General features: G+C 67.7%; 10 protein-coding genes. 8 read left to right on the top strand and 2 right to left on the bottom strand.

Going from position 1 to position 13,121, the window contains the following annotated elements:
• Window positions 1-9: 9 nt before the first annotated feature.
• Window positions 10-1,446 (top strand): aldehyde dehydrogenase family protein, encoded by a 1,437-nt coding sequence (locus AC1HIL_RS37405; protein WP_479668650.1) that lies wholly within the window; start codon window positions 10-12, stop codon window positions 1,444-1,446.
• A gap of 106 nt (window positions 1,447-1,552) precedes the next feature.
• Here AC1HIL_RS37405 and AC1HIL_RS37400 read toward each other — a convergent pair whose 3' ends face one another.
• Window positions 1,553-2,404: a DUF5991 domain-containing protein gene (locus AC1HIL_RS37400; RefSeq protein WP_479668651.1), complete on the bottom strand. Its 852-nt coding sequence runs from the start codon at window positions 2,402-2,404 to the stop codon at window positions 1,553-1,555.
• A 535-nt stretch (window positions 2,405-2,939) separates the two neighbouring features.
• On the opposite strand from AC1HIL_RS37400, the gene AC1HIL_RS37395 reads away from it, so the two are divergent.
• The 5 genes from AC1HIL_RS37395 (at window position 2,940) to AC1HIL_RS37375 (ending at window position 10,677) form a co-directional block, all read left to right on the top strand.
• The gene (locus AC1HIL_RS37395; protein WP_479668652.1) at window positions 2,940-5,225 is read left to right on the top strand and encodes a DUF6351 family protein; all 2,286 of its coding nucleotides are present in this window, start codon (window positions 2,940-2,942) and stop codon (window positions 5,223-5,225) included.
• A gap of 98 nt (window positions 5,226-5,323) precedes the next feature.
• Window positions 5,324-6,304 carry a tripartite tricarboxylate transporter substrate-binding protein gene (locus AC1HIL_RS37390; RefSeq protein ID WP_479669635.1) on the top strand — a complete coding sequence of 327 codons (981 nt, stop codon included), beginning with the start codon at window positions 5,324-5,326 and terminating at the stop codon, window positions 6,302-6,304.
• 128 nt (window positions 6,305-6,432) lie between these two features.
• Window positions 6,433-8,439: a sensor histidine kinase gene (locus AC1HIL_RS37385; protein WP_479668653.1), complete on the top strand. Its 2,007-nt coding sequence runs from the start codon at window positions 6,433-6,435 to the stop codon at window positions 8,437-8,439.
• Window positions 8,436-9,791 carry a sigma-54-dependent transcriptional regulator gene (locus AC1HIL_RS37380; protein WP_057597126.1) on the top strand — a complete coding sequence of 452 codons (1,356 nt, stop codon included), beginning with the start codon at window positions 8,436-8,438 and terminating at the stop codon, window positions 9,789-9,791. Before AC1HIL_RS37385 ends, AC1HIL_RS37380 begins: the two co-directional genes overlap by 4 nt.
• A 202-nt stretch (window positions 9,792-9,993) precedes the next feature.
• The gene (locus tag AC1HIL_RS37375; protein WP_479668654.1) at window positions 9,994-10,677 is read left to right on the top strand and encodes a hypothetical protein; all 684 of its coding nucleotides are present in this window, start codon (window positions 9,994-9,996) and stop codon (window positions 10,675-10,677) included.
• 77 nt (window positions 10,678-10,754) lie between these two features.
• Here AC1HIL_RS37375 and AC1HIL_RS37370 read toward each other — a convergent pair whose 3' ends face one another.
• Window positions 10,755-11,630 (bottom strand): c-type cytochrome, encoded by an 876-nt coding sequence (locus AC1HIL_RS37370; protein WP_479668655.1) that lies wholly within the window; start codon window positions 11,628-11,630, stop codon window positions 10,755-10,757.
• Between the two features lie 74 nt (window positions 11,631-11,704).
• Between AC1HIL_RS37370 and AC1HIL_RS37365 the strand changes: the two genes are divergently transcribed.
• Together AC1HIL_RS37365 and coxB are read left to right on the top strand one after the other, a co-directional pair.
• Window positions 11,705-12,151 carry a c-type cytochrome gene (locus AC1HIL_RS37365; protein ID WP_479668656.1) on the top strand — a complete coding sequence of 149 codons (447 nt, stop codon included), beginning with the start codon at window positions 11,705-11,707 and terminating at the stop codon, window positions 12,149-12,151.
• Window positions 12,148-13,116, top strand: a complete 969-nt coding sequence (coxB, locus tag AC1HIL_RS37360; RefSeq protein ID WP_479668657.1) for a cytochrome c oxidase subunit II — start codon at window positions 12,148-12,150, stop codon at window positions 13,114-13,116. The genes AC1HIL_RS37365 and coxB overlap by 4 nt, the downstream gene beginning before the upstream one ends.
• The last annotated feature ends 5 nt before the right edge of the window (window positions 13,117-13,121 follow it).

The following is a 13,121-nucleotide window of genomic DNA, read 5'->3' as shown; positions in this document are numbered from 1 at the left end:
CGAAGAAGCATGCAGAACCACGACAACCTGATCGGCGGCGAATGGCGCGCCGGCGCGAGCTACAGCCCCAACGTCAACCCCAGCAACCTCGGCGACGTGCTGGGCCACTACACGCAGGGCGACGCGAGCCATGTCGAGGCGGCCGTGGCCGCCGCCACCGCCGCCTTCCCGGCCTGGGCCACGGGCAGCGTGCAGGCACGCTCCGACGCGCTCGACAAGATCGGCAACGAGATCCTCGCGCGCAAGGAGGAACTCGGCACGCTGCTCGCGCGCGAGGAAGGCAAGACCAAGGCCGAAGGCATCGGCGAGGCCACGCGCGCTGGCCAGATCTTCAAGTTCTTCGCGGGCGAGTGCCTGCGCCTGTCGGGCGAGCTGCTGCCCTCGGTGCGGCCCAACATCGGCGTGGAGATCACGCGCGAACCCGTGGGCGTGGTCGGCCTGATCACGCCGTGGAACTTCCCGATCGCCATTCCCGCCTGGAAGATCGCGCCCGCGCTGGCGTTCGGCAACTGCGTGGTGCTCAAGCCCGCCGACCTGGTGCCGGGCTGCGCCTGGGCGTTGGCCGAGATCATCAGCCGCTCGGGCATTCCGGCCGGCGTGTTCAACCTCGTGATGGGCCGCGGCAGCGTGATCGGCGATGCGCTGGTCAACCACCCGGGCATCCATGCGATCAGCTTCACCGGCTCGGTGGGCGTGGGCCGCAACATCGCGGTGCAGTGCGTGAAGAACGGCAAGAAGGTGCAGCTCGAGATGGGCGGCAAGAACCCGCAGGTGGTGCTCGACGATGCCGACCTCGCGCAGGCGGTGGAACTGAGCACGCAGAGCGCCTTCTATTCGACCGGCCAGCGGTGCACGGCCTCGAGCCGGCTGATCGTCACCGAAGGCATCTACCCGAAGTTCATCGCGGCGATGAAGGAACGCATGGCCAAGATCAAGGTCGGCGACGCGCTCGCGCAGGGCACCGACGTGGGCCCGGTGTCCTCGAAGTCGCAGCTCGAGCAGGACCTGGAATACGTCGACATCGGCAAGGCCGAGGGCGCGGTGCTGGCCGCCGGCGGCGAACGGCTGAAGCTCGAGACCGACGGCTACTACATGTCGCCCGCGCTGTTCAGCGAATCGGCCGCGGCCATGCGCATCAACAAGGAAGAGATCTTCGGCCCGGTCGCGAGCGTGATCCGCGTGAAGAACTACGAGGAGGCGCTGGCCACGGCCAACGACACCGAGTTCGGCCTGTCGGCCGGCATCGCGACCACGTCGCTCAAGCACGCCACGCACTTCAAGCGCCACAGCCAGGCCGGCATGGTGATGGTGAACCTGCCGACTGCGGGCGTGGACTACCACGTGCCCTTCGGCGGGCGCAAGGGTTCGAGCTACGGTCCGCGCGAGCAGGGGCGCTATGCGCAGGAGTTCTTCACCACGATGAAGACGGCCTACACGCTGGCCTGAAGAGCCAGGAAGCCGCGAGTCGAAGTCGCTGTGGCGCGAGTGCGCGAGACCGCCGACCGCGCACCCGAGCGTCGATCTGCTCGCGGGAATGGCCCAGGCATGTCCCTCAGCGCGTCGACCTGAAAAGCACGCCGCTGCGCGGCATATTGTCGACGGCCCGCCCCAGGCCCTCCAATCGGGTCGTGAGCCCCTCGGGTCCTCGCGTCAACGTGAACAGGCGCTCGCCGACCTGATGGCGCCCCAGCGCGTTGCCGGGAGCGAAGTTGTAGAACTTGATCGCGAGCGACTGTCCCTCGGGAGTCGCCGTGCAAATGATGCGTCGATGGGTCTGGTAGCCATCGCCGTTGAGCGCGCAACTCGTCGCGCCCGCGGAAGGCCCGAGCACCAGGGTGTGTTCGATGAACGCGGCCACGCCCTCGGAGGGCGCCGAGCCGCCGATGCGGCCGACCGACTCTTCCCAGACGTAGCGGCCGTGCCATGCGGAAGAAGACGCGGTGGACGGAACAGGACGCGCAGCGGCTGCGCCCGCCCCCGAGGGAGCCGACGCGAGAGCCAGCGGAGTCACCGCGAAATCGCTGCCTCCGCGCTGCGCGGGCCACATGCCGATCTGGAACAGCTGGCGCTCGCCGCAGGCGTTCACGCTCCAGCGTTCGAAGTGGCCCCCACGCGAGTTGGCAGACACGGCGGGCTGCACCGGCACATAGCCGCGCGGCATCACCTCCATGCGCACCTCGGACAGCGTTTGGCAACCCTTGACCGTACGAACATGGCCTGCGATGCGGTTGAGGATGTCCGTCGCCAGTCTGGAGCTGGCGAGCGTGCGCCCCGATGAGGCAACCTGGGTCGTCCCTGGAGAGGGTTGGCTGGACGCCGGGGGCTGCTGGGCATGAGCCGCCGCGTTCCAGACAATGAGCGCGCCGGCCCCGACGGTACCGGCAACAAGGCGAGCAAGGTTCATCGTCGACTCCCTCCAATTCGAATGATCTCGTGGCCCGGGATCGGGCTGCCAAAGATTGCAGGCCCTCGGCACGGGCGCGATGTCTGTATCGAGCGCAACGCTCTGTCGGCGATTTGCCTGGAGGGGCCGTGTGCGAATTCCCGGCCACCCCATGCCCGCCGCGGCTGGACTTCCAGCCGAAAAACCGCGGGAAAACCTGGGGGCGAGCCAGAAAACCCCATTCATTTCAACGACTTGCAGCGCAAGGCCGGCGTGGCACACGCGTTGCTATTCCAGAGCGCATCCCCGAGACAGAGGACGGAGACAACCATGCGCGACATCCCCTTGCACAGCCCTTCCACGCGGCCTCCCGGTTCACGGCCTGAGCGCCCGCGTCCACACCCGCCTCTGCCCCTGCGCTGACATGCGCCACTCGGCCCAACGGCCCGGCTTCGCCGGGTCGCGCCGCCGCATGGCCATCCCATGGCGGGCGCGCCCGGCCACCCGCTTCCCGCTTTTCTTCCCTGCAACCAGAACCACAACGGAGACCGAGACAATGACTGCGAGACCCGAGATCGAGACCCGCTTCGCCAAGGCGAAAGCGCCACTGCGCATCAGCACCCTGCTGGCCGCCCTGATCCTTGCCGCCTGCGGCGGCGGAAGCGATGGGGGCGGTGGATTCATACCGCCCATCGCCGGCGGCGGTGGTGGTGGCAATCCCACGGACCCCGGCAACCCCGATCCGGGTACGCCGCCGGCGGGGGCAACGCTGAAGGTCGGTGTGCTGTCGTCGCCGCCTCAGTTGGTGACCGGAGACGACGCACTCGTCGAGCTCGAGTTGCTGAGCGAGCAGTCGCCCGACAGCCTGTCGGTGACGGTCGACGGGCGCGATGTCACGGCCGCCTTCGCGCCCAATCCCGCGAATGGAAGACTGGTGGGCAAGGTCACGGGACTGAAGACCGGCGCCAACGAACTGGTCGCGAGCTACGGCGGCTACAAGGCAACGCTCGCGTTGACGGCCTATCCGATCACCGGCCCCGTGATCTCGGGACCGCACGAGGAGCCCTTCGTGTGTGGCTACGAGACCTTCACGCGCATGGGCGGCCAGAAGCTCAAGTCGCTCGATGATGGCAAATGCTCGGTCGAGACGCGCGTGGACTACTACTACCGGACCACCGCGGGCACCAACACGCGCTTCGAACCCGGCAGCCTGAGCGCCTATCCGGCCAACATCGCCTACCTAACGATCGACGGCAAGCAGGTGCCGTACGTAATCCGGCTGGAGAGCGGCACCATCAACCGCGGCCTGTACCAGTCGGCGATCCTGCACGACGTGCTTAACGAGCCGGCCCCATCTCCAACATACCGTACCGCGGGCTGGAAGGGCGGACTGATCTATCCGCTCGGCGGCGGCTGCCAGGGCGGCTGGTTCCAGCAGGGCAACGACTTCGCCACGCTGATCAATCCGACCTACCAAAGCCGCGGGCTCGCGGTGACCACCTCCACGTTGAACGTCTTCGGCACGAACTGCAACGACCAGCTGTCGTCCGAGACCATCGCCATGGTCAAGGAGCGCTTCATCGAAAACTTCGGCACGCCCACCTACACCATCGGCACCGGTGGCTCCGGCGGCTCCTACCAGAGCCACCAGACCAGCGACAACTATCCCGGCCTCTTCGACGGCGTGGTGGTAAGCCAGGTGTTCGCCGACGTCACCTCGTCCACGATCTTCAAGTTGCACGACTCGCGCGTGCTCAACAACTACTTCAACGACCCGGCCACCGCGGCGCTGAACTACACCGCGGCCGAGAAGCAGGCGATCTCGGGCTACCTTCAGATCGGCAACATCTCCAACATGAGCGGACAGGCCGGGCGGCTCGATCCCACCGTGTCGTTCCCCGCTGGCGTGCCGGTGGAGAAGCGCTACAACGCCGCGACGAACCCGACGGGTGCGCGCGCCACGGTGTTCGACCACACGGTGAACGTCTACGGCAAGACCGCCGAAGGCTTCGCGCTGCGCCCGATCGACAATGTGGGCATCCAGTACGGCCTGAACGCGCTCAACGAGGGCAAGCTCGGCATCGACAAGTTCATCGACCTCAACGAGCGCGCCGGTGGCGTGGACCGCGACATGAATCGCACCACGACGCGCACCGTGGGCGACCTCGATGCGCTGACGCGGGCCTACCAGTCGGGGCGCATCGTCAATGGCGCGGGCGGACTGGCCTCCACCGCCATCATCGACCTGCGCGACTACAACGACGGCACGGTGGGTGGAGACATCCACACCAAGATCCATTCGTTCTCGATGCGGGAACGGCTGCGCCGCGCCAACGGCAACATCGACAACCACGTGATGTGGACCAAGGGCGCGAGCAGCGCCGAGGCCTTCGATGCAATGGACGTCTGGCTGCGCGCCACCAAGGCCGACCGCTCGGACCGTCCGCTTGCGCAGAAGATCGCCGCCGCACGGCCGGCCGACCTGAAGGACGCGTGCTGGAACAACGGCCTGAAGTACACGGAAGAGCAGACCGCCTTCGGCGCGAGCGCCTGCAACACCTTCTACCCGGCCGGCACGACACCGCGCATGGCCGCCGGGGGCCCGTTGACCGACGACATCGCCAAGTGCCAGCTCAAGCCGCTGAACCCCTCGGACTACCGCGTGTTCTTCACGCCCACGCAATGGGCCCGCCTGAGTGCTGCGTTCCCCGACGGCGTGTGCGACTGGACCAAGCCCGGCGTGGGCCAGCAACCGCTGAGCGGTACCTGGCTGTCCTTCGGTCCCTCGCCGCTGAACCTGCTGTTCGACGTCACCAAGCAGATCACGCCGTCGATGCTCTGACATCGCCGGCCTGACCCGCGAAGACCGCCGTCGACCTCGCGGCGGCGGTCCGACCGACCTCTTTTCTTTCCACCGGAGCCATTTCCTTGAACCGATCGATCGTCAAACAAAGCCTGGCCGTGCTCGCGGCAGTCGCCACATCCCTGAGCGTGCACGCGCAGGACTTTCCGGGCGGCAAACCCATCACCATCGTCGTGCCCTTCGCCGCGGGCGGCCCCACCGACCGCGTGGCGCGCGACCTCGCCGAAGCGCTGCGCAAGCCGCTGGACGGCGCAACGATCGTGATCGACAACGCCGCGGGCGCGGGCAGCACCATCGGCAATGCGAAGGTCGCGCGCGCCAAGGCCGACGGCTACACGCTGTTGCTCACGCACGTCGGCATGGCCACGACCCCCGTGCTCTATCGCAAGCTGCCCTACAACTACGAGACCGACTTCGAGTACCTGGGCATGATCAACGACGTGCCGATGACCGTGATCGGCAAGCCGCAGCTCGAGGCCAACAGCTTCAAGGAACTGCGGGACTGGATCGGCAAGAACGCCGGCAAGACCAATCTTGGCAACGCCGGCATCGGCTCGGCCTCGCACCTGTGCGGCCTGTTGTTGCAGAGCGAGCTCAAGGCGGAGATGACCACCGTGCCCTACAAGGGAACGGCACCGGCCATCGCGGACTTGCTCGGCGGCCAGATCGACCTGCTCTGCGACCAGACCACCAACACCACAGGCCAGATCGAAGCCAGGAAGGTCAAGGCCTATGCGGTCACGACGCTCAAGCGCCTGAGCACGCCAGCATTGAAGGATCTGCCCACGCTCGACGAGTCGGGCTTGAAGAACTTCCAGGTCACGATCTGGCATGGGCTGTATGCGCCCAAGGGCACGCCGGCGCCAGTCCTCAAGAAGCTCAATGACGCACTGAAGGTCGCACTCAAGGACGCGGAGTTCATCAAGAAGGAGGAAGGCCTGGGCGCGGTGGTCGTGACCGACAAGCGCGTGGAGCCGGCGGAGCACAAGAAGTTCGTGCAGGCAGAGGTCGCGCGTTTCGGCCCCGTCATCAAGGCTGCGGGCGTCTACGCGGATTGATGCACCGCGGTGATGCACGAGAGAACGCCGATGCAGGGTAATTCCGCCTCGGCGAATCACGAGCGCCTGCGTACGATCGTCGGCTGTTTGCGTATTCGCGCGGCCCTCCGCCCCCCACTCTCGTGTCAATGCTGCTTTCGGCAGGTCGCGCCGTGCTGAAGCTGTCTGCACCGTACCGCCATGGCTTCGCCGGCTCCCCCGACGATCTGCGAGACCAGGCCGTGCTGGCGCGCTTCAAGGGTACGACAGCCTCCTCGACCACCACACGCTGGCGCCGCTGGGCCGCGGTGGGGGCGTGGCTGTGCCTGATCGCCGCGGGCGGTGCGCTGGCGTACCTGATCGGAGAGCGCACGGGCATCCGTGCACTCCAGCAAGGGACCTTGCACCGGCTCGACATCTATTCCACCAGCCTGCGCAGCGAGCTCAGCCGCTACGAGTACCTGCCGCAGGTCGTTGCACTCAGCCCCGATGTGCTCGATCTGCTGCGCGCGCCGAACAACCGGACCCTGCAGCTCGAAGCGAATGTGTACCTCGAGACGGTCAATGCGCATGCGCAGGCCTCCGCGGTCTACGTGATGGACACCACGGGCCTGACGCTCGCGGCCAGCAACTGGAACCAGCCCGGCAGCAGCTTCGTGGACATGAACTTCTCCTACCGCCCGTACTTCAAGGACGCTGTGCGGGGCATGCCCGGACGCTTCTACGGGATCGGGACGGTCAGCCGCGAGCCCGGGTACTATTTCTCGCACGGCATCGTCGACGGCAACCGCCAGCTCGGCGTGGCCACCGTCAAGGTCAATCTCGACAAGCTCGATGCCGCCTGGTCGCGCTCCACCGACAAGGTGCTGGCCATCGATGGGAACGGGGTCGTGTTCCTCGCGTCCGAAGCGGCCTGGAAATTCCGCGCCTTGCGTCCGTTGTCGAGCGAGACCCTTCAGCAGCTCGCGCAGACCCGGCAGTACACGGAAGCGGGCGCGCTGCGCCCCATCGACATGCGCGAGCACCGGCCGCTGTCGGGTGGCGACGCGATGGTGGTGCAGCTGGACGCCGACGGTGCTCGCCGGTTCGCGACGCACGAACCCTTCGGGCCCGACTACCTGCTGGACAGCCGGCCGGTCGAAGGCACGGACTGGAAGCTGATCATCCTGTCCGACATGAAGCCCGTGCACGCGATCGCGCGCACATCGGCCGTGGGCACGGTGTTCGCGCTGGTGTTCCTCACGCTGCTGGTGCTCTACATCCAGCAGCGCCGGCGCATCGTGCACCAACGGCTCGCGGCACGAGAGGCGCTGCAAGGCGCCTACGACGAGCTCGAGCAGATGGTGCAGGTCCGCACCGAAGCACTGAGCCATGCCAACGAGCACCTGCAGACGGAAATCACGGAGCGCCAGCGCGCCGAGGACATCCTCAAGAGCACGCTGGACGACTTGGTGCAGACCGGCAAGATGGCCGTGCTGGGCCAGATGTCTGCGGGCATCACGCACGAACTCAACCAGCCGCTCGCCGCGCTGCGCACGCTGTCGGCCAATGCCGTCGTCTTTCTCGAGCGCGGACACACCGAGCAGGTCGATCTCAACCTTCGCACCATCTGCGAGCTGACGGACCGCATGGGCCAGATCACCTCACAGCTGAAGAAGTTCGCGCGACGGTCGACGGTTCAGCTCCAATCGGTGCCGCTGGCCGACACCGTCGCCGACGCGCTGTTTCTGCTCAGCCAGCGCATCCGCCAGGAGCGCATCGCGTTGTCGCAGGAGATCGAACCCGGCCTGCGTGCCCTGTGCGAAGGCAATCGGCTCGAACAGGTGCTGGTCAACCTGCTGGTGAACGCCTTCGACGCCACGGCCTCCGCAGGCGTCGATCCGCGCCGCGTGCGCGTGGTGGCGCGAAACGCGCCCGAGGGTGTCGTGCTCGAAGTTCACGACAACGGCACCGGCATCGCGCCGGAGGTCATGCCACGGCTGTTCGAGCCATTTTTCACCACCAAGGAGCAAGGCCTCGGATTGGGCCTCGGGTTGGCGATCTCCGCCGGCATCGTGCGCGACTTCGGTGGCCTGCTGCGTGCCGCTCGCAGCGATCTCGGCGGGGCGGTCTTCTGCGTCACGTTGCGAAAAAGCAGAGGAACGGACACTTCATGATTGAAACGCGCAACCTCGAAGTTCTCTATGTCGAAGACGATCCGCCCGTGCGCCTGGGCAGCACGCAGGCGCTGCAGCTCGCCGGCATTCGCGTCACCGGCTTCGGCTCGGCCGAGCAGGTGCTTCAGAAACTAACGCCAGGGTTCGCGGGCGTGCTGGTCACGGACGTCAAGCTGCCGGGCATCGACGGCCTGGCGCTGCTTTCGCGCGCGCTGAAGCTCGATCCGAGCCTGCCTGTGATCCTCGTGACCGGCCATGGCGACATCACGATGGCGGTGCAGGCCATGCGCCTGGGGGCCTACGATTTCCTCGAGAAACCCTTCTCCCCAGACCAGCTGACCGAAGTCGTCCAGCGCGCGCTGGACAAGCGCGCGCTGAGCCTGGAAGTCGAGCATCTGCGGCGCAGGATCGCGGGCTTCGAATCGATCGAGGCGAAGCTCATCGGTCGCTCTTCTCCCATGCAAAAGTTACGCCGTCTGGTGTTGGACGTGGCCAACTCCGATGCCGATGTCCTGATTCTCGGAGAGACCGGGACCGGCAAGGAATTGGTGGCGCGTTGCCTGCACGATTGCAGCCGGCGTAAGGATGCCAACTTCGCGGCCATCAACTGCGGCGGCATGCCCGAGGCGTTGTTCGAAAGCGAGATGTTCGGCCACGAGGCCGGCGCCTTCACCGGCGCGGCGAAGCGGCGCATCGGCAAGATCGAACACGCGCGCGGCGGGACGCTGTTCCTCGACGAGATCGAGACGATGCCGATGAACCTGCAGGTCAAAATGCTGCGGTGCCTCCAGGAGCGCCAGTTCGAGCGCCTGGGGTCGAACGAACTGCGGCCGATGGACAGCCGGGTGATCGCCGCGACCAAGGCCGACCTGCTGGCCGCAGCGCGCGAAGGCAAGTTCCGCGACGACCTCTACTACCGCCTGGGCGTCGTGGTCTTGAATCTGCCGCCGCTGCGCGAAAGACGCGAGGACATTCCGCTACTGTTCACCCACTTCGCCATGCAGGCCGCGCTGCGCCATGAGCGAGAGCTGCCGGTCGTGGCACCCCACCATCTCGATGCGCTCATGGCGCATGCCTGGCCCGGCAACGTGCGGGAGTTGCGCAACATCGCCGATCGCTTCGTGCTCGGACTCTGGGAAGGCAACGAGGCCACGCGCGGCATGACGCAAGGCGAACGTTCGCTCGAGGAGCAGATGGCCCGGTTCGAACGCTACCTGATCCACGAGGCGCTCGAGGCTTGCAACGGCTCGGCCGCGGCCGCAGCGGAGCGGCTGGGCGTGCCACGCAAAACCTTGTACGACAAAATGCGTCGATTGGGCCCTCTTGAGCCGATCGAGGCGCGCAGAGCCTGAGTGCGCCACGGCCTGACGGCCGTGGCGCGGGCGCGGGCGCGGTAGCTTCATCTTCCTGAATCGTCAGCATTGCTGCGACCACGAGCGGAAAGCGGCCGGAAAGCCGGACGTTTCGCCCGCACCAACAGGCCACAGCCCCGCTTCGCCGTTGGGCTTGATGTAAGCGAATGCCATCACACCTTGATTCACTGACAATCGCGGCATGAGCAACGCCAGCGAAGCCTTCGTCCTCGATCCAAAAAAGACGCGAGACCTCGCGCACCTTCTGTTGGATGCCAAGGGTCAGCTTCTGGTTCGCGATGCCCGCGAGCTTGCGCAGACCACGGCCGAAGAACGGCTGTTGTTTGGGGTACGTCATGGCATCTACGGCTTGCCTACGACGGAACTTCTGAAGTTTCTGCGCGCGCGTCTTGCCGGTCGCAGCGCGATAGAGATCGGTGCGGGTCATGGGATGCTGGCTCAGGCGCTCTCCATCCCCGCCACCGACAACCGCCAGCAGGAAGACCCGACGATTGGCGCGTACTATCAATCGATCGGTCAGCCGACGATTCGCTATGGGAATCACGTCGAAAAACTTGATGCCGAGCGTGCGGTCGCCACGTACCGGCCGCAGGTGGTCATCGCCTGCTGGGTCACGCACCGCTTCGATGAAGCCGCTCCCCAACGAGGGGGGAGCGTCACAGGCGTGGACGAGGCTGCCATCCTCCGAAATTGTGAAGAGTACATCTTCATCGGCAACGAACAGGTACATCGGTGCAAGCCCATCTTGTCGCTTCCGCACGAGAAGATCACGCCGCCCTGGCTGTACTCCCGCGCGCTCAACGGAAGCCCGGATTTCATCGCCATCTGGCGCAACACGTCGCCGTCCATCCCGGCAATGGGCTGAAGCAAGGCGCAATACGGCCCCGGCGAGGCGGCGGCCAGCCATCCGCGCGGGGTGTGTTTGCCCTGAGCAGCGACGGTTCAGTTCAAGGTGCCCAGGTAGGCCGCGATGTCGCGCGCATCCTGCTCTGCCACGCCCATCTCAGGCATGGCCGTAAGCGGATCGATTTCGCGCGTGTGGCGCAGCCAGCGCACCATGTTCTCGGGCGTGTTGGCGAGCCGGCCCGCGATCAGGCCGCGCTGGCCGATGCCGGCCAGCGGCGGGCCGACGTTCGGCTGCGAGCTCGTGACGCCGGGGATCGCATGGCAAGCATTGCAGGCGTACTGCGTCAGCGCGGTGCGCCCGCGAAATGCATCGCCTGGCCGCGTCGCGGGACGGCTGGCCAACGCATTGCAGCCGATCGGTGCACCTGTCGCCCCGCTGCGCGGCGTGCCGGGCACGGGCTCGAAGGCCGTGGCCTGCGCATAGGCCCGCGGCGTCATGTCGGGCAGCCGCTCGACGAAGGCCACCACGGCCCACAGCTCCTCGTCGGAGAGCCGGTACTCCCACGCCGGCATGCCGCTCATCTTGATGCCGTTGCGCGTGAGCCAGTAGAGCTCGCGCGCGCTCCAGCGCTGGCGCGCGTCGACCAGCGGACCGGGCAGCGGCTGCATGCTCTTGCCGATGTCGTCCTGCGCCACGCCCGGCGCGCCATGGCATTGCACGCAGCGCGCGCGATAGCAGGCGGCGCCCTGCGCGAGCTGCCGCGCATCGCCCAGCGGTGGCGCCTCGATGCCGCGCGCGCGCCAGCGCACCGACTGGCGCATCGCGGTCTCGAGCAGCGAATACACGGGTTGCGTGTGCTGCACGTTCGAGGCCACGTCGTAGACGCCGCCCCATACCATGACCGCCGCGCCGATCGCGGCGCCGCCGGCCAGCGCGGCCAGGGTCAGCGCGACGGTCTTGGGCGCATTCATGTGGCGGCATTGTCCGACGCGGGTGCGGGCCGCTCTGTCGGCGCAAACCGCGTCCGCCCCAGCAAGAATCGGCCATGCCCCATGCGTCGCCCGCCTGCCCGCCGCCTCGCGCACGCCGCGGCCGCGCCGCGCTGGCCGCGCTATCGGTGGCGGCCGTCGGGCTCGCGGGCGGCTGCGAACTCTCGGGCCGCGGCCTGCCCGCGTTCGGGCCCACGCCGCTGCCTCACGGCGATGCGCCCGCGGCCCAACTCGAACGCGGGCGCGAACTGCTCGCGCAATACCAGTGCGGCAGCTGCCATGCGATCCCGAAGGTGCCGGCCGCGCGCGCCAGCCTCGCGCCGCCACTCGATGCTTTCGGCCGCCGCAGCTACATCGCGGGCCACCTGCCGAACCGGCCCGAGACGCTCGCGCGCTGGATCGAGGCACCGGCCGCGCTGGTGCCCGGCACCGCGATGCCGTCGATGGGCGTGTCGCCGCGCGATGCGCGCGACATGGCGGCCTACCTGCTGGCGCTCGAATGAGCCGACCCACCGCCGCGCCGCCCTCGCCTTCGGCCTTCGATGCCGCGGGACCGGTGGCCGACATGCTGCTCGAGGTCAGTTGGGTGCTGATCGGCGGCGCCGCCGCGATCTTCGTGCTCGTGATGGCGCTGCTCGCGCTCGCGGTGCGGCGCGCGCGCCGGAACGCGCCACGTGCGATGCCACGCGCGCAAACCCGCTGGTGGCTCTATGGCGGCGGCCTCGCGTTTCCGGCCGTGGTGCTGGTCGCATTGTTCTTCTACGGCGAGCGCCATCGCCCCGCGTGGCGCCCGGTACCACCGGCCGATGCGCTGGTGATCGGCATCACCGGCCACATGTGGTGGTGGGAGGTGCGCTACCGCGACCCGGCCAGCGGCGCCGAGATCCGCACCGCGAACGAGGTGCGCATACCCGCGGGCCGGCCGGTGTACTTCGGCCTCACGAGCGCCGACGTGATCCACAGCTTTTGGGTGCCAGCGCTCGGCGGCAAGATGGACATGCTGCCGGGCCGCGTACAGCACCTGCTGCTGCAGGCCGACCGGCCCGGCGCCTGGCGCGGCCAATGCGCCGAGTACTGTGGCGAGCAGCACGCGCGCATGGCGCTGCACGTGGTGGCCGAGGAACCCGCGGCCTTCGAGGCCTGGCTCGCGGCGCAGGCGCGGCCGGCAGGCACCGACCTGACGCCCGACCTCGCGCGCGGGCGCGACGCCTTCCTCGCGAACCGCTGCAATGCCTGCCACACGGTGCGCGGCGTGAGCGAAGAGAGCCGGCTCGGCCCCGACCTCACGCACGTCGGCAGCCGGCTCTACCTCGGCGCCGGCACCGTGCCCAACACGCCCGACCAGCTCGCGGCCTGGGTCGCGCACACGCAGCAGGCCAAGCCGGGCGCGCGCATGCCTTCCTCCCACGAACGGATCGACGAGCCCACGCTGCAATCGATCGCGCGCTGGCTCGCGCAGCTGCAATGAGCACC

This window comes from Variovorax sp. ISS6 (assembly GCF_056523145.1).
The sequence above is the reverse complement of the archived record's forward strand: the minus strand, read 5'-3'. Positions and strand labels throughout refer to the sequence as shown.

Coding starts and splice junctions, on each gene's coding strand:
- AC1HIL_RS37395 (WP_479668652.1), top strand. CDS start 2,940: ATGACTGCGAGACCCGAGATCGAGACCCGCTTCGCCAAGGCGAAAGCG.
- coxB (WP_479668657.1), top strand. CDS start 12,148: ATGAGCCGACCCACCGCCGCGCCGCCCTCGCCTTCGGCCTTCGATGCC.
- AC1HIL_RS37385 (WP_479668653.1), top strand. CDS start 6,433: ATGCTGCTTTCGGCAGGTCGCGCCGTGCTGAAGCTGTCTGCACCGTAC.
- AC1HIL_RS37400 (WP_479668651.1), bottom strand. CDS start 2,404: ATGAACCTTGCTCGCCTTGTTGCCGGTACCGTCGGGGCCGGCGCGCTC.
- AC1HIL_RS37405 (WP_479668650.1), top strand. CDS start 10: ATGCAGAACCACGACAACCTGATCGGCGGCGAATGGCGCGCCGGCGCG.
- AC1HIL_RS37380 (WP_057597126.1), top strand. CDS start 8,436: ATGATTGAAACGCGCAACCTCGAAGTTCTCTATGTCGAAGACGATCCG.
- AC1HIL_RS37365 (WP_479668656.1), top strand. CDS start 11,705: ATGCCCCATGCGTCGCCCGCCTGCCCGCCGCCTCGCGCACGCCGCGGC.
- AC1HIL_RS37375 (WP_479668654.1), top strand. CDS start 9,994: ATGAGCAACGCCAGCGAAGCCTTCGTCCTCGATCCAAAAAAGACGCGA.
- AC1HIL_RS37370 (WP_479668655.1), bottom strand. CDS start 11,630: ATGAATGCGCCCAAGACCGTCGCGCTGACCCTGGCCGCGCTGGCCGGC.